Annotated in this window: 12 protein-coding genes and 1 pseudogene; 5 read left to right on the forward strand and 8 right to left on the reverse strand. The window is 64.8% G+C overall.

What is annotated here, in order from left to right:
* Positions 1–73 precede the first annotated feature (73 nt).
* Entirely contained in the window at positions 74–514 is a 441-nt protein-coding gene (locus EAH89_RS15655; RefSeq protein ID WP_140884632.1) for an ATP-binding cassette domain-containing protein, read from the forward strand.
* A 325-nt stretch (positions 515–839) separates the two neighbouring features.
* Here EAH89_RS15655 and EAH89_RS15660 read toward each other — a convergent pair whose 3' ends face one another.
* A complete protein-coding gene (locus EAH89_RS15660) occupies positions 840–1901 on the reverse strand; it encodes an amino acid ABC transporter substrate-binding protein (RefSeq protein ID WP_140884633.1) in 1062 nt (353 codons plus the stop codon).
* A gap of 256 nt (positions 1902–2157) precedes the next feature.
* On the opposite strand from EAH89_RS15660, the gene EAH89_RS15665 reads away from it, so the two are divergent.
* The 4 genes from EAH89_RS15665 to EAH89_RS15685 all read left to right on the forward strand — a co-directional run bounded on the left by EAH89_RS15665 (position 2158) and on the right by EAH89_RS15685 (position 5689).
* Positions 2158–3162: a hypothetical protein gene (locus EAH89_RS15665; RefSeq protein ID WP_140884634.1), complete on the forward strand. Its 1005-nt coding sequence runs from the start codon at positions 2158–2160 to the stop codon at positions 3160–3162.
* A 356-nt stretch (positions 3163–3518) separates the two neighbouring features.
* Complete coding sequence (locus EAH89_RS15670) at positions 3519–3911, forward strand: hypothetical protein (RefSeq protein WP_140884635.1); 393 nt, start codon at positions 3519–3521, stop codon at positions 3909–3911.
* Positions 3912–4014: 103 nt separating this feature from the next.
* On the forward strand, positions 4015–4332 hold the full coding sequence (locus EAH89_RS15675; protein WP_140884636.1) for a transposase: 318 nt from the start codon (positions 4015–4017) through the stop codon (positions 4330–4332).
* 295 nt (positions 4333–4627) lie between these two features.
* Positions 4628–5689, forward strand: a complete 1062-nt coding sequence (locus EAH89_RS15685) for an IS3 family transposase (RefSeq protein ID WP_140884638.1) — start codon at positions 4628–4630, stop codon at positions 5687–5689.
* Positions 5690–6289: 600 nt separating this feature from the next.
* Here the strand turns inward: EAH89_RS15685 and EAH89_RS33445 are convergent.
* The 7 genes and pseudogenes from EAH89_RS33445 to EAH89_RS15710 all read right to left on the reverse strand — a co-directional run.
* Positions 6290–6748 (reverse strand): annotated as a pseudogene (locus EAH89_RS33445) (hypothetical protein); the annotation flags it as partial.
* Between the two features lie 21 nt (positions 6749–6769).
* A complete protein-coding gene (locus EAH89_RS32190) occupies positions 6770–7198 on the reverse strand; it encodes a glutathione S-transferase N-terminal domain-containing protein (RefSeq protein ID WP_206667570.1) in 429 nt (142 codons plus the stop codon).
* Complete coding sequence (locus tag EAH89_RS31765; protein WP_162559125.1) at positions 7140–7412, reverse strand: hypothetical protein; 273 nt, start codon at positions 7410–7412, stop codon at positions 7140–7142. The genes EAH89_RS32190 and EAH89_RS31765 overlap by 59 nt, the downstream gene beginning before the upstream one ends.
* 374 nt (positions 7413–7786) lie before the next feature.
* Positions 7787–8926, reverse strand: coding sequence for a DUF3616 domain-containing protein (locus tag EAH89_RS15695; RefSeq protein ID WP_140884639.1), 1140 nt, complete (start codon positions 8924–8926; stop codon positions 7787–7789).
* 390 nt (positions 8927–9316) lie between these two features.
* Positions 9317–11629 (reverse strand): DEAD/DEAH box helicase, encoded by a 2313-nt coding sequence (locus tag EAH89_RS15700; RefSeq protein ID WP_140884640.1) that lies wholly within the window; start codon positions 11627–11629, stop codon positions 9317–9319.
* The gene (locus EAH89_RS15705) at positions 11571–12932 is read right to left on the reverse strand and encodes an ATP-binding protein (protein WP_140884641.1); all 1362 of its coding nucleotides are present in this window, start codon (positions 12930–12932) and stop codon (positions 11571–11573) included. The genes EAH89_RS15700 and EAH89_RS15705 overlap by 59 nt, the downstream gene beginning before the upstream one ends.
* Positions 12929–16096 (reverse strand): tellurite resistance TerB family protein, encoded by a 3168-nt coding sequence (locus tag EAH89_RS15710; RefSeq protein ID WP_161993620.1) that lies wholly within the window; start codon positions 16094–16096, stop codon positions 12929–12931. Before EAH89_RS15710 ends, EAH89_RS15705 begins: the two co-directional genes overlap by 4 nt.
* Positions 16097–16173 lie beyond the last annotated feature (77 nt).

Genomic DNA, 16173 nt, shown 5'->3' on the forward strand with positions numbered 1-16173 from the left:
CCCATTCTGGCCGCCCGAATGGTTCAGCGGCGTGCTGTCAAGTGGACGCACGTACTGATCGGCCAGCCGCTGAGTGTCCATCCCGGAACAGGTAGACGTGCTGCTCGGGTTGCTGCAGCCGGATGCAGGGGCGGTGCGCCGACTGCCCGGGGTAGCTTCATGGCAGTTCAGCAAGCTGTACCAGGACCCGCCCAGCGCCTTCGCTCCACATCTCACCATGCGGCGGGCCCTCGGGGATCTGGCCCAACGTCATGGCATCGGCTGGGCCGCGATCATCGGGCTGCTTGAGCGCCTGCGGCTCGCCCCAGCCCTGCTGGAACGCAGGCCGGACGCGCTGTCCGGCGGCGAACTCCAGCGCTTCGCCCTCGCGCGGGTCCTGGCGCTCGACCCCGTCTTCCTGCTCGCGGACGAGCCGACCTCGCGGCTGGATCCTCTGACCCAGCAGGACGTCATGCTGCTCCTGCGCGAACCGGCCACCGGGGCGGGGCCTCGGGGTACTGCTGGTCACCCATGATGCCGTCTTGGCGTGGAAGGTAGCAGATCGCGCGATTGGTCTCTGAGGCGCCCTCGCCTTGTGGGCAGGCACGTAGAAGGGCTTGCCCCACCAGCTTGGGGGAAAAGCCGCATTCTCGCTCAAGCCGGGGGTGTCGAGTACCACCTCAGTGCGTCGCTGGATGACCAGGACGGCAGGAACTCCGGCGCAGGTGGGAGATGAGGCTGGAGCCTAATCTGCCTGCCCTGCTCTCCGAAAGCTCAGCGCCCGAAGTGCTGCAGGCGAGCCAATGGGGGGGGGCCGTGACCTTCTGGTCGCCTTTGAGGCAGCCTTGGTCGTGACGACCTCAGCGCATCGGCGGCGCGTACATGAGGCCGCCCCGGGAGGCGAGGCGATTGGCGCCTCGCTCGATGCCGAGCGGTGCCAGGTTCCGCTCCCACATCTCGCCGTAGTTGCCGACCTGACTGATGATGTTGAAGGCCCAAGCGCTGTCAACGCCCAGCGCGGTCCCGAGATCGCCCTGGGTGCCTAGCAGGCGCTGCACCGACGGATCGGCGGTCGTGCGCCTCTGCTCGGCGGCGTTCGCGCTCGTCACCCCAGCCTCCTCTGCCGCGACAAGCGCCGCACCCGTCCACCGCACGAGGTCGAACCAGCTGTCATCGCCCTTGCGCACCATGGCGCCGACGGGCTCGGAGCTGATTCGCTCAGGCAGGATGACCAGCCCCTTGTCGGGCTGCGTGGCCCGGAACGCCCCGAGATAGGAGGCGTCGTTGGCCCAGGCATCGCATCGCCCCGCCAGGAAGGCAGCCCCGGTCTCGGTCACCCCGCCGAACAGGACAGGCGTGAAGCTGAGGCCGTTGGCCCGGAAATAGGCTGCGACGTCGAGCTCCGTCGTGGTGCCTTGCAGCAGGCAGACCGTGGCTCCGTCCAGCCCCTTCGCCGAGGTCACCCCGGCATCGCCCTTCACCACGAAGGCGGTGCCGTCGTGGAAGTTGATCCACGCCATTGTCAGGCCGAGCGAGGCTTCCCGGGTCAGCGTCCAGCTGGTGTTGCGCACCAGGAGGTCCACCTCGCCCGATTGCAGGGCCGTGAAGCGCGCCTGAGGCGAGAGGGGGACAAAGCGCACCAGCTTGGCATCGCCCAGGACAGAGGCGGCGACGGCGCGGCAAGTATCGGCATCCAGGCCGCGCATCTCGCCGCGGCTATCTGGCAGGGAGAAGCCCGGCGACTCTCCCGAGACGCCGCACAGGACGAGGCGCCGGGCGCGCACCGCGTCCAGCGTGGCCGACCTGCTGCTCGCAGCGTTGCCTTCCTGTGACTGAGCAGAGGATGAAGCCGGAGCGAGCAGGCTGACCAACGCGGCAGAGATCCCGCAAAGGGTGAGTACAAGGTGCCGTGGGCGGGCCATCGCGATCGCTCCGTCGAGTTCATCATGAACGTTGGAGCCTCGCTGATGGTTGGAGGAAGGATGGGATCAGGACCCTGCCTGCAACGCGTCCTATACGTCGAAGCGTATGACCCGGCTGCCCCGGAAGCGGAAGACGTGATGGACCGTCTTATCCTTGAGGCCGTGGGGCTGCCCTGTGAGGGCCCTGCCCCCCCAGGTCGCGCAGAGTGCCGCACCTCGGCGACGAGCACTCCATCGAACGCGGTACGGCTCGCCCTTGGAACTCCCCTTCACCGCGCCGATCTCGGGAGGGCGTTACGCGCTGTCGCCGATGCTCTGTGAAATGTCACGCTTCATCGGCAGGCATGCCGTGCAGCAGGGTCTGGGGCAGGATGGGGTAAAGGATGCCGCGAGGGGTCGGGGTGGCGAGACGGAAGATGCGGCGACACCAGGAACCGGCCTCATGACCTGGCCTCGCGCATTCCTCATTCTTCTCTGGGGCGCGGGCATCGGCGCGGCAGTCCTGCTGGCCTTGTATCTGTGGGTTTACGAGGCTTTCCAGCCGGGCACGCCTCTTTCACGCCTGCAGCGACGCATCGAGATGGCTCGCATCACCACGATCCTGGACCGGCCGCAGGTGATCAGCGGCTTCCCGCTCCCCGCTGGAACGGAAGTCGTGTGGGACGACCCGTCCCACCGCCGCCCTGAGGCCGCCACTCTCCGTGCCCCAACGCAGATCCTCGGCGTCCGCGCGAGCGGCCGCCTGCGCGTTGTAGAGGGGGGATGGATCGTCGGGCTGGCGGACGCACAGGAGGTCGATGGCTGGCTCTGCGCGAAGGGTGAGGTCGAACTGACGAACGCGGGACGGCTGCGGAATTGCGAACTGTCGGGCGCGCCGACGTGGAGGGGGTGGAGCCTGCCGCCGCGTACGAGCGTCCAGCCCCGGCCGGAGCTGCGTCAGGTATGGCTACAGCTTGACTTCGCGTTCCCCCTCGACAAGCCCCTGGAATCCCCGGTGGTGGGGAGGATGCCCTGGATCATCGCCTTCAACGAGGACGGCTCGCCCTTGGAGAGTACGTACGACCACGCGGCTCCGTACTCCGTGGCGGGGCAGGAATTCTCGGGCGACGTGCGATGGGACTACGACCCGGCCACCTACGGGATGGGACGCGACCGCCCGCCCGTGGCGGTCAGCGGTTTCGTTCACGAGGACAGGACGCGGCGGCATGTCGTCCTGCCCTGGCCGGGATCGGCGATACCGGCACGGGAAGGGCGTCCATGAAGTGTCGCGGCTGGAAGGCGACCGTCGCGTTCTCAGGCGCCGCTGCAGGCTCGGGCGAAGTTCTTCAGCCTCCAACTCTCCCGCGTGCGGAGGTCGATAAGGGCGAAGAAGCGCCTACTGGTGTCACCGAGTTGGCAGTACCGCAGGGCGGATACCAATCACTGCCTGACGCGGTCCCCTACCCTGGATCAGGCCACGGCGTCGAAGCCGTCGTCGGCGGCAGAGTAGAGGTCGTTAGCGTAGGTCACCTCCGTGCCACTGACCGGATCGTGGACGTGACCGGAACCGTCGGCGCGGGTACCGGTGCTCCGGATCGTGCTGACCGCGCGGCTTCTGCGTCCTGCGGAGATGCACCGATGACTGTCAGCCCCGCTGTCCTTGCCCTGCTCGCCGCGCTCGCGCCGGGAATGCCCGACGCGCCCGCGCTGGCAACGCCCTGGCTGCCTGTCCGCGCTCCGCCCGTCGCCCACCTCTCCCCTGACGGCCGCCTGATGGTCCTGCTGGAGCGGGACGATGCCTTCGGACAGGTCGAGACCCTAACCGTCTTCGCCGACCCGAACACGCGGTGGGCCCGCCGGATCTTCCGCTCCGTCGGCGACACCCCGTTGCGTTTCCTACGATGGCAGGAGGCGCGAACGGCCGAGTTGGAGTTTCCGCCACAGGATGGGGAACCGGCCTATCGGCTGCGGCTTGCCTGTGGGAACGACACCTGCACCCTGAACCGCGCACCTGTCGAAGGACGGCGGTAAACGTAGGATCGGAAGTCACCCATCACGGTAGCGGCGACGAGGATGACCCTCCCCCGTGTTGGTGGACACCTCAGATAAGCTCCTGCGGGAGCGAGGCGCCCTGATGACGAGCAAGACGCGACGGGAGTTCACGGAGGAGTTCAAGCGGGAGGCGGTGTTGCTGCTGGAGAGCAGCGGCCGCCCTCTGATGCAGGTGGCGARGGAGTTTGGGATCSAGCCATCGATGCTGCGGAACTGGCGGGCGCGAGGTCATGGACCAGCGGGATTGGCTGCAGGGCAAGGGGGCACTGGCAAGGTAACGCTGCCCGCTTCACCGGAGCAGGCCGAGATCCGACAGCTTCGGAAGGAGCTCGAGCGGGCGCAGATGGAGCGCGACATCCTAAAAAAAGCTATCGGCATCTTCTCGGGCCCGCCGAGATGAGGTTCCGTTTCATCGAGGACCATCGCGAGATGTTCCTTGTGCGGGTGATGTGCTCGGTCCTGGAGGTGAGCGCCAGCGGCTACTATGCGTGGNAGCCATCGATGCTGCGGAACTGGCGGGCGCGAGGTCATGGACCAGCGGGATTGGCTGCAGGGCAAGGGGGCACTGGCAAGGTAACGCTGCCCGCTTCACCGGAGCAGGCCGAGATCCGACAGCTTCGGAAGGAGCTCGAGCGGGCGCAGATGGAGCGCGACATCCTAAAAAAAGCTATCGGCATCTTCTCGGGCCCGCCGAGATGAGGTTCCGTTTCATCGAGGACCATCGCGAGATGTTCCTTGTGCGGGTGATGTGCTCGGTCCTGGAGGTGAGCGCCAGCGGCTACTATGCGTGGAGGGGCCGGTCCGAGAGCATCCGCTCGCAGGCCAACCAGGCCTTGCTTGGGGACATCCGCCGTGTGCATGCCGAGAGCCGACGCCGCTACGGCAGTCCACGGGTCCATGCGGCCCTGCAGGCCGAGGGGCAGCGGGTGGGCCACAACCGGGTGGCGCGCCTGATGCGGCAGCACGGCATCGGAGTACGGACCAAACGCCGCTTTCGGGTGACCACCGATAGCAAGCACAGCTTCCCCGTCGCCCCCAACCTTCTGGACCGCCAGTTCACCGCTTCCGGACCCAACAGGGTGTGGCTGGCGGACATGACGTACATTCCAACTGGTGAGGGCTGGCTGTATCTCGCCGTCGTGCTGGATCTCTTCTCACGCAAAGTGGTCGGCTGGGCCATGCGCGAGACCATGGCCCAGGAGCTGACGATCGCTGCCCTGCAGATGGCGATCACCAACCGCCGACCAGGTCCGGAACTGCTGCTGCACTCGGACCGCGGGAGCCAATACGCTGCGCACGGCTACCGCCGCCTGCTCGCCAAGCACGGCATGCTCTGCTCCATGAGCCGAAAAGGTGATTGCTGGGACAACGCCCCCATGGAAAGCTTTTTTGGCAGCCTCAAGACCGAACTCGGGGAGGACGAGCCGTTCCCGACCCGACAAGCCGCAAGATCTGCCCTCTTCGCCTTCATCGAAGCCTTCTACAACCGAACCCGCGGCTACCGCCGCCTGCTCGCCAAGCACGGCATGCTCTGCTCCATGAGCCGAAAAGGTGATTGCTGGGACAACGCCCCCATGGAAAGCTTTTTTGGCAGCCTCAAGACCGAACTCGGGGAGGACGAGCCGTTCCCGACCCGACAAGCCGCAAGATCTGCCCTCTTCGCCTTCATCGAAGCCTTCTACAACCGAACCCGCCTCCACTCAGCGATCGGCTACAAAGCCCCAGCTGAAATGGAACAACTCGCCGCGGCCGCGTAGGCCGTAACCCCTGTCCACTCGTGCGGGGGAAGGTCACGTTTCTACATCCTTCGTGGGTCGGACAAGACCAGCAATGCCGGACTGTGGGTGTGGACCCAGCCGCAGGCCCATCCAGGCGCAAGGCTAATCTGCGCCCGGCTACGTGCCCTGTACCGCGGCTGACCCTTATGCCTTGAAAGAACGAGCGTAGAGTACTGTTCGACAGGCGGCGGTCCCAGGCTTCTCCAAAACCCTGGTGCTGGTCGACGCGGCGTGTCGCCGCTTGAGGATGGCCTGCTCCGCTACTTCAGCGAGGGTGGGATTGGGGGCAGCGTCATTGTTTTGGTCAGTTCAAGACCGCTGATCTGATGTTCCAGTGCGGCTAGACCATCGATCGGCCGGGTGACTTTGCGGATGAGGCGAGGATTCGTCCTTTCCAGCCGGTGTGCCCGCTCTCCGCAGCAGGACGGACCAACGCCTATCTCGATGCCGCGCCAAGCCACACAGAAGCCCGTGGAGCCCCTCAATCTAAAAAGTGCTGGGGTAGGAGGCTTGGCCCCGAGCAAGGCCTCAGCGAGGATCCTAGGACACTGAGCAACCGCTGCATTTCTCCATGCGGTTTCAACCTGGATCAGGGCTTGTGACCGGAACCATCCTAACCAACGGGTCATGAACAGCAGGATGATTTTTTCTCGAGCGCCCGGACATATTGGAAACGCTTACCCCTTCCGTCCTCGCCGAGCGACGACTGTTCATGAACATCGTGCGTCTGACCCTACCGACGCGTGCCAACCCTGCTTGCCTGGCTCCAACCTTGCTCCCGGAGGAAGGATTGATCCGAGGGTCTTGGCACTTGCTTTCGGTGCGCCAGCATTCCGATATCGGCGTAGCAAGCATGGAGGGGCGGTGCCGAAACGCCTCGTACCATGACGCAAGGCGCGACCGTCCCCGACGAAAATCATCGCCGACGGCGCGGAACTCGATCCAGCCGAGCGCTGTTCCCAACGCGACCTGGCCGATCCCAACAGGGCCGTCCAGGAGCATCAAGTCTCGCTCCAGCAAGTCATAGGTCCGATTGAGTTTGCTAAGGTGGGCTCGTTCCTAGTCCGGCCATCGCAGTTCGGGCGGCCGGTTCCGCTCGCGGCGGACTGCGAGCGCCGCGTCGCACAGCCCGTCCGCAAGGGCATGCATCCGCAGAGAGCGCCATCGCTCCTCCCCAGCCTGCGGGAAGAGCTTCGAGCCCGCGACCAGGCTGTCGAGGTACTCGCAGATAACGGCAGAGTCGAAGAGGTCCGGGCCGTCCTCCCGCAGGAGGACCGGCACCTTCCCAAGAGGATTGGCCAAGTTGACTTCGGAGCTGGACTGGATCGGGCTGGTCTCGACCGAGACGACCTCGAACTCGCTCTGCAGTCCAAGCTCATGCGCGCAGACCAGCGCCTTGCGGGCGTAGGGGGAGGACGCGAGGTCGCCTTCAGCGGTGACGTATGAGAGCCTGACTGGGTGACGCGAATGCCACCTTCGGCATAGCACAAGATCTGATTGTCAGAAGGGAGACGAGTCGCTCAGCCTTGAAAGGCTCGATGAGGCCGTGCTCCTCGAGGTCGTCGGATGTAACCAGGGTGCAGCCTTCGCCCTCGTTGGTTTCGGACTCCACAAAAAAGCTCAGGGTGCCCTCGGAACCGGTAACAGGTCCCGGCCAGATCAGGATGATCTTGGCTTGGCTTTCGATTGGGATGTTAGTCACGGGCGAGCCTCCCTTCCTCGCGACCAGTCTTCTCATGCTGAGTATGTGTTGAGGTTGACCCCGCCCGAGTGACCGGCCTCGAAGGCGACATGGTGAAGTCCCAGTGCTTGGATAGGGTAAACGCCAACCAGAGTTGGAGCAGGCGCCGGTTGAACTCTGGCTTTTCCTGAACTGCTTGCATGGGCACTTCTCGTCCGATCCGGCTCAAGGGCTGCTCTCACCTATGTTGCTCGCTGCTCGAGCCCGGGCCAGCGTCGATTGGTAACCTGCTGTGGCGGCCTGAAACTACAACCCGGATGATCGGCTTGGTCACCCGAGAAGCTGACGCTGCAGGCCGACCGCATGGCATCGCTCCGGTCGTAGCGAGGCCCGATCTATGGCGACCTGTGGGGGATGGAGAACTGGTACCTGGTTGGGCGCCCATTAGACGGTCCGTCCTGCACGATAACGACGCTCACCGCGCCGCCCCCTTGTTCCAGGAAGGTCACACCTTCGTACTTGGCACCATTGGATTCCGGGGCAGGAAGCTTGGCGATCTCTACGAGGGAGGCAGCACCGATCCTGGGATCGAATGCCATGAGCCGAGGCTGGACATCCGCCTTGTCCGGTGCGGGGCCGGTAAGGACGAGCACCCGCCCATCGGCCATTGAGGCGAGGTCGCGGATGCCCTCCTGTCTTTCCAAGGGAAGCTCGATCGGCTGCTCCGGGACCACAGCCCATTCCGTTGCGAACAGCGGTCCCAGCGGCACGGGGAGGATGAATGCCCTTCCGTCAATGTTCGGCGCCCGGAACCCGACGAGCAGACGATCGCGATCGACGGCGATTCCCTCGATGTCGAGACCGCCGTCACCACCTGTGTTGTCGAGGGGATGACCGAACCGTGGCCCGAGGATTGCCGCTGTGTGCAGGGCTTCGGAGAGGCGCCAGGTGCGGACGACCGCCCCAAACCTGTCGGTCGCCGCATCATAGGGAATGCGGGCCAGGATGAACTGGGATGGCCGCTCCTCTCCGGAGTTCCGCGAACAGCCATGGGAACCGCTCACGTAGAAGAATCCGCTCCCGTCCGCACCCGTCTCCTGGAACGCGATACCCTCGCCGTCGAGCTGAGTGAACTTGCCCGTGTGCACTGGGCAGCCCAGGCCGGTGGGACGTCGGCCTCGGATCTCTGGGTCGTCCAGGCGCGTCAAAATCGGGACCGAGTTGGATGCCCGACTACCAGCGCGGAGCACATTTCCGTCCAGGGTCACACGCTGGGCGAAGCCCACCTCGTCATCGACCATGATGCAGGTCCGTTGCCCGCTTGGACGTGGGCGCGCACATGAGATACCGCTCACGTTCTCGGCAGGCCCTGATTTCTCGCCTTCGATCACTCCGTCAATGGCAAGGAGGGTGGAACTCGGCGTTCCTGAGGCGCCAGGCTGGGCGTAGGTTGCCCCGGCCCAGGCCATCGCGAGCAGCAGAAAAGACGGCAGAGCGCTCGATCGGACCGCCCGGCAGGACAGGACATTCATCATCGTGATGGTTCCTTACGGGGTGGCGCTGGCGGCGCATCGGTAGCAGCCTCGCCATCCACGGCCACCATCCTGGACGGAAGCGATCTCCCCTTGCGAGGCATCGCGGAACAGCTTTGCAGTCATCGCCGGGAACAGGCATCCGGTTGAGGAAGGGAGATCAGTGTCGGGCATGGTCACCGCGACCCGTCCTGCAGCTTGACGTAATCGGCGTAGTAGGAATCCTTCCAGGGAGCGGCGAGGAAGGCGCGATGGACGGCTTTGGGGAATCCGTAACGGGAGTAGGCGCCCGACCGCGTGGGCGCAGCATACGCTCGGAGGCCGACGCAACCGCCATGAAGAAGCGGGTAGGCGGACGTCAACCCAGACACAGTGCGGGAGCAGGTGGCGAAGTCAGGGCTCGTGGGCCTCGCTTGTCTCTACCGTATCGTCGAGATCTGCGATCCTTAGAGGGGATACGACCGACCTAACCTCCTGAGCCGTCCCCTGGATGCCCAAAGCCCAGAACGACTGAAGGACCTTCGGCGCGATTAGGCCATCGAACTTCCCAGAAGCAAGCGCGCCGACGTCCGCCGCCACAGCTTCCAAATCGGGAACTCCCTCAGCCTCCAGCTTTGCCAGTCTTCTAGCCAGTTGGTCTAAGTCGGGCTGGAACACGACAATGCCAATGTCGTGCGCCCAGCACTTGAACCCCTCGGCACCGAGAAGGATAGCGAGGAGACCGTTTGAGCGGGTGCCCCGCCAAGTCATGAGGTGGACGTCGTTCCCGGCACGCAGGGCACGCTTGGTGCCCAGTGAGAGACGGCGGAACTCTCCCCTTCCCTGGGCGAGTAGGCGCCCCATTGTGACGTCCACCCACCCGGGCTCGCCGTCCTCCATGTAGACCGAGAGCATCTCCGCTGAGAGGCGGTCGTCGACAGCTTCCGGCGATCCACCAAAGAGCGGTGGCTTGCCGCCCCTGTGAGGGTCGACATTGATGACATGAGCGGCCTCGTCGACGTCCCGCACGATCCAGCGACGCCCCGCAAAGACCGTAAGGTTTCCAGGCAGAACCGGATTGTTCACAGGGAGGGATCCCAGCGACTTCCCCGAGGTGACGATCTGCCACTCCTTGCCACTCTCGAACAGCGCATAGAAGTCCCGTGAGGACGACAGGCGCTCACCGGCAGCGCCAAGCATCAGCGTGCCATCCGACGCCTGTTCGATCAGCTTGGACTCCTCCGTTCCCATGCTCCGTAGGAGATCCAGGAAGAGCTGGGTTCCCACACCGGAGAAGGGGCCAGGGCCACACAGGACCCGGTGGAGCGTCTCGGCCCGCGCACCTCCCCGTTCGCAGATCACTGATAGCACCTGGTGCAGCAGCGCCGACCCAAGGCCTTCCACGCTGCCGGGAGACTCGATGAACCCGCTCCCGAGCAGCCGTATGGCCGCGACCGCGCGCACCGTCTCCTGCCGGAGGGCATCAAGCAGATTGGGGTCCGAACCCAGATCTTCCTCAATGACGTAGATGCGGAGGATGGCTGGCATGCCCACCCTGCGCCCCGAACGACCTAACCGCTGCCGCAGGGAAGCAATTGACCTCGGGGCACCGATCTGCGCTACCGAGACCACCGAGCCGATGTCGATGCCGAGTTCCAGGGTGGAGGTGCAGACCGCTGTCGTCGGCAGCCTTCCCTCCTTGAGCCGCACCTCCAAATCTTCCCGAATCTCCTTCGACAGATTGCCGTGATGAGGGAAGAACTCGTTCGGAACCCTGTCCGCCTCGCACTTCCTCCGAAGGAGATCGGCGAGTACCTCGACCCGCTGCCGCGAGCCGCCGAACACCAGAGAGTTCGTTCCCCTCATGGTTGTCATCAGGTGCCCCGCCACTGCACTGATGGCCATACCCGCGGCTTCTTCGGCTTCGTCGACCTCCCCTTTCTCACCAGCTTCGGCGGGTTGGAGCGGCTCGATGTAGCCGCGGACCTGGAGCTGGAGCTCGCTTCCTGGCAGGGTGGACCTGACCGTCCGGACCCTCGCCGGATCGGTGGGCCGCAGCCAAGCCGCCGCCGCGCTCAGGTCGCCCAGGGTTGCGGACAAGCCAATCCGGCGGGCGGGACTGGCAGCCGCGGTGTCAATGCGGCGGAGAAGGGATGCAAGGTGGATACCCCGCGGCCCCGCCAGGAAGGCGTGCAGTTCGTCGATGATGATGAAGCGCAAGTTCCCGAACAGCGTCCTGGCGGCAGCTGGCCGACGGCAGAACAGAGCCTCAATGGATTCCGGGGTGATGAGGACAACGCCGTGTGGCTTGGCCAGGAGCTTGGTCTTGGCGGAGCTGGGAGCGTCGCCGTGCCATCGTACCACCGGCAGTTCCAACCGCTCACAGAGTAGCTCCAGCCGCCCGAACTGATCGTTGATGAGGGCCTTTAGCGGGGCAACGTAAAGCACCGCGAGGCCGTGCACCGGCTCGTCCGCGACCTCCGATAGCACCGGCAGAAAAGCCGCCTCCGTCTTCCCAGCCGCCGTAGAAGCGGAGACGAGAACGTCGCCCTTTCCCTGCCGGACCTCTAGAATGGAGCGGGACTGGATCTCGCGCAGCCCGGCCCAACCCTGGTTATGGACCCAGCGCCTGACCTCAGGATGGAGAAGGTCATAGGCCTGCGCTGGGTCAGAGACGGAAAGCGGTGAGTTCGCCGTCACGCGAGTCCTTCCCGTCTGTAGCGCCATCACTCATCCCTCCGGCTATGGCGCTCTCCGGCTCCAGGATGTCGCTATCATCCTCGGGCACGTCCGGCGCGACCTCGACGGTTCCCAGCAGGGTGTGCCAGTTAGCCTCGGGGTTCTGCTCCAGCACGGATAGCAGCTGGCAGAAGGCCTTTACCGTATTGCGCGGGGTCCGGAAGTAGGCCTCACCGATGCGCTCGCTGCAGTGGACCATGAAGGCCTGAAGCGCTTCATCCGGAACGAGATGCCGGGATGGATCGCCGCCTGCGAAAATGTTCCTGACGTTCATCAGGAGAATCATTAGCTCCTCGGGCGTCAGGCTCTGGAGGCGCAGCACGGGGCCGGACAGGTCTACGAGACCGTCGCGGGCGAAGGAGTTCTCAGCAAGACGGGAATGGAGGGCCGTGTAGCTGTAGAGGCCGCGGCGAGTGTCCGTAAGGAATTCGGGGGTGCCGCCCATGACGAAGCCGATGCCTCCGGTGTTGCCCTGGAGAACGTCATTCAGAATGGCCAGGATCTGCTCGTAGTTCTGCTCGCGCGCCTGCTTGTTCTGGAGCTTGTAGAGGTTGACCATTTCGTCGAACACGACCAGCAGTCCAGCGTATCCAGTGAGCTTGGCCAGAGCCGACATCAGCTTCAGTCCTTCGTAGAGGTCCTGGTCGCCGATGATGGTGCGGACCCCCAGCGCCTGCCGCGCCTCGGTCTTGGTCGAAAACTCGCCGCGGAGCCATCGTAAGGCGTTGGCCTTCAGTTCCTCGTTGCCGTCCTCGCTGCCCCGCCAGTAAGCCTCGACCACTGTGGCGAAGTCGTAGCCACCGCCCCCCTCCTGCAGATGGACGAGGCGCTCGTCCAGGATGCGCTTGACTGGGACACCTCGTTCGTCTGCTACTTTCACAAGGTCGGCGACGAAGCGCTCCAAAACACTGGGCAAGGCACCACCATCCGGCTTGGTGCGGGTCGCCATGTTGCGGACACTCTCGCCGTAGAGGCCGCGCGCCTGACCGTTCGAGGCCTGGAGGCGCCGGTCGGGGCCGAGGTCCGCATGGACCGTCAGTAGCCGCTTCTCCAGCGCGACGAGCCGGACGAGACTCATGAAGAAGCTCTTCCCCGCGCCGTACTCGCCGATGATAAACCGAATAGAGGAGCCGCCCTCAGCAATACGCTCGACGTCCCGGACCAGAGCCTGGAATTCTCGTGCCCGTCCGACCTGGACGTGCTGTAGGCCGACGCGTGGGACGACGCCCGCCGACAGAGCCTGGATGATGGTGTCGCGGTCACGGGGACGGATCTTTGCTTGGACGGTCATTTCTCTTCTTCAAGCAGGAGTTGGGCGCGCAGGTGCTCCACGACGATCACGAGGTCGCCGTCTGCCTCGAGGACAGGCTCCTCGTAGTGGTCGAAGGCCCAGTCGTTTATGGTCTCGATCGCCCCTTCCGGAAACAAGCGCAGTTCTTTCGCCCGGGTCTCGAACTCGACTATCGTTAGTTCGCTAGCAACCAGCACTGTTTCGAGCAGGGCTCCGTGAGCGCTGTCCAAACCACTGAACCGGGCGGCCATCTCGGCAGGCGGCGCGAGCACGGGCGCCTCATCGTCGGTGGCTGCCACAGGCTCCGGTTCGTCGGCGAAGATACCGGAGAGAAGCGAGGAGACCTGCGTTGTCTCCTGGCGGATGCGTGCAAGCCGCTCAGCATCGAGAGCAACGCCTTGGCGGGTTCCAGGCGCGGCAGGGGCATGCACCCCCGTGCGGGATGCCCGCACATCGGTGCTCGTTCCCTGGTGGAGCGCGGAATGTACGGTCTCGGGTGGCAGTCCGAGGGTCCGGTATAGTCGCTCAAGGAATGCGACCTCGATTCGAGATGCCTGGCCATCAGAGAGTACGGCAGCGATGGCCGAGCGTGCGATGGCCTGCCGGGCCTCGAGGGGTAGGCCCGCGAGACGGCGCAGGGCATCGCCACCTTTGGCGCGAATACGCAGTGACCATGTAAAGGCCTCTAGACGTAGGGCCTCCGCAGGGCTCAGTCCGGAGATCGCCCGAGCGTTGCGGATCACCGCGTCGAACTCCTGGTCGGAGACATCACCATCGGCCGCCGCGGCAAGGATCGCGACCTCTACTGTGACCTTCGCATGCATGAAGGCGGGGCGCTCGGGATCGACGGGCGCGCCTTCAGGTGCCTCGAAGAGCACCATGTCTGCGGCGACCGCCACCGCCTCGCTGCCGTAGCGTCTATCAGGCTCGAAGCCAAAACCGAGCACATCTAGCCGTTGGGTAAGCTGGGCGAGCACGGTTGCGGGGGGTCGCTTCGCGCCTTCATCGAAGGTGATACCAAAAGCGCTGAACAGGGCCCGAGGGGCGATGGTCGTGAGGGCCCTGCCCTCCAGCAGGGGCAACAGGACTTTGCGGGTCTCCTCCGCGGCCTTGGCCGTTGCCGCTTCCCGAAGGGGTGCGGGCAGCAGCACCGCAGCCTCTAGACTGCCGCGTGCCTCGGGCCTGCGTCCAAGAAGGCGGCTGTAGGCTTCAAGATCCGTCTGGCTGGCCTCCAGGAGGTCTCGCAGTTCCCCCAGTGGGGCGCTGATCCCGGAGATGTCTGGGAGGTTCTCATGGGCACCGGGGATGACAGCAGTGAAGGAACCGCTGGCGGCGCGGTAGGTCGCAGTGATGCGGCGCTTGGGCGTGCGGAGAGCGAGGCCTTTAGGATGCCTTCCGCCGAAGCGGGCAGCGAAGACTTGGCGAAGTTCCGGGAAACAGCGCTGGCCCGGAGTCCTGAGGCGTGCCTCGGGCGTACCGAGTACCCAGAGGAGCGCATCGTCAGCATCAAGTGGCCTTCCCTCGGCCAGCACTGCCCCGAGATGCAGCAGCGTCGCGAGGGGGATCTCGGTCAGCCATTCTGTCGCAGGTGCCGGTTCGACCCTGCCCGGTGCCTTGCCCACGAGGAGAGCTGCAGCAGCTAAGAAGTTAGCTGCGTGGTTCCGGAACGGTCCCTGGGCTCCGTAAATGGTGAGCAGGCGCTCCACCTCGGCGACCAGCACTGGCGCCTCCGACACCTCCCGCTCATGGAAGAGCCTTCGCTCCAAACCGTAGAAGAACAGGAGGACAAGGCCACTCTCAGCCTTTGGATCAGATCGCCCTTCAGCAAGCCAGTCGATGTATGCGCGCCGCCCAGCCGAAGTCAGGTGGGCGTATTCGGGCGAGTGGAATACCCCGATATCATCCCCGGGCTGGTACTTCCTGGCGATTGTAAGCGAGGGGTTGATGAGAGCGTTGTCATCCCCCCAGCCCCTAGGATTGGGGAGGCTTTCGCCTACGTAGATCATCCCGCCGGAGATGCGAGTATGCCGTATGGTGATCTCAGCGCCCGGCGCTATCCAGACGGCCCCTTCTGAGGCGCTGCGTGCCTGCTCGGACGGGCGGGTTGGTGCATCGTGACCGGCCAATGGCGGACGGGGCGTACCGGCATCCCAGGGAGATCGAAGCGAAAAGTTGGAGAGCGCATTGTCGTCCCCTGAAGCTCCAGACCCGTTTTCGGGTTGGGGAGCATACGTCCCGGGCGAGGCCGGGTTCTCGGTCTCACGAATGAAAACTCTTGAGAGGCCGGAATCGTCCTGCTTCTGGGCGATCTGGCGCTCAGGCACGGTTGCTGCTCTCCCCAGAGCTTGCGGATTGGCAGGCGGCAAGGCAGCGAGAACCTGGGCGACAATCTCCGCAGCGGTCGGGCGTGGTGAGGCGGTGGGGGCCTGATTGACCTTGGGCTGTGAGGTGGCCTCGTCACGATACTCCCGATCCAAATCATGAATTTTGAATACGGTTGCCGCGAGGTTCGGCCGCAGGTCTGGCGGAGCAATGTTCGAAATGCCTGATTTCGTACTGGCCGGAACCACGTCACTCGGCTGGGCAGGAGCAGCAGTCGGGCTTGGTGCGGTCTGTTTATCGGGCCGGATGGAATCGCCGTCTGCCCGCCCCCGGATCGCGTTGAGCAATCGTTCAGCAGGTGCTGCCACCTCTGGAAGATGCACTATCGGGTGCCCTTGCGATGGTGCCGGTGCCGCTTGGACCGGAATGGCCTCCTCGGGCTGGAAGGTGGCCTCAGACTGCTCTCGAGTACCCTCGTCGTCTGAACCGCGAGGCTCTTCCGGATGCGCCACCAGGGATGACGTGTGAAACTCCCGAGAGTACGGCTGTGCCAGGCGGGGCGTCACTGGTTCGGAAGCTGGGGCGGCGGTGCGTACGGTTAGCGGTCCCACCGTAGGCAAGGACTTCTCCAGCCGGACCAGTTGATCCAGTGTCAACTTGGCACGCTGCTCGGCATCGTTGTGCCATTGCTCGGCAGAGCCGATGAACGGGACTGCATCTCCACGGAGTGCGTCGGTGCAGGATCGATCCCGTGAGCGGCTGACAGCTCGAGCAATCAGGAAAACCGACCCGGAAAGTAGGGCACCGCCGACGATCTGGAGGATGGCGAGGTCGGACGGCATCAAGCGCCTGAAGATCGAGAGCTGAGAGGTGGCAGCCTGTGCTGAGCGAGGCCAACCCGTCCAGGAACGTGACCGAT

Origin of the sequence: Muricoccus nepalensis (genome assembly GCF_006438825.1) — a bacterium.
Classification (GTDB): domain Bacteria; phylum Pseudomonadota; class Alphaproteobacteria; order Acetobacterales; family Acetobacteraceae; genus Roseomonas; species Roseomonas nepalensis.

Bases quoted from the DNA above. Each gene is read 5' to 3' on its own strand.
- EAH89_RS15685 (WP_140884638.1), top strand. From the start codon at position 4,628: ATGAGGTTCCGTTTCATCGAGGACCATCGCGAGATGTTCCTTGTGCGG.
- EAH89_RS15670 (WP_140884635.1), top strand. From the start codon at position 3,519: ATGACTGTCAGCCCCGCTGTCCTTGCCCTGCTCGCCGCGCTCGCGCCG.
- EAH89_RS15660 (WP_140884633.1), bottom strand. From the start codon at position 1,901: ATGGCCCGCCCACGGCACCTTGTACTCACCCTTTGCGGGATCTCTGCC.
- EAH89_RS15695 (WP_140884639.1), bottom strand. From the start codon at position 8,926: ATGATGAATGTCCTGTCCTGCCGGGCGGTCCGATCGAGCGCTCTGCCG.
- EAH89_RS15710 (WP_161993620.1), bottom strand. From the start codon at position 16,096: ATGCCGTCCGACCTCGCCATCCTCCAGATCGTCGGCGGTGCCCTACTT.
- EAH89_RS15705 (WP_140884641.1), bottom strand. From the start codon at position 12,932: ATGACCGTCCAAGCAAAGATCCGTCCCCGTGACCGCGACACCATCATC.
- EAH89_RS15700 (WP_140884640.1), bottom strand. From the start codon at position 11,629: ATGGCGCTACAGACGGGAAGGACTCGCGTGACGGCGAACTCACCGCTT.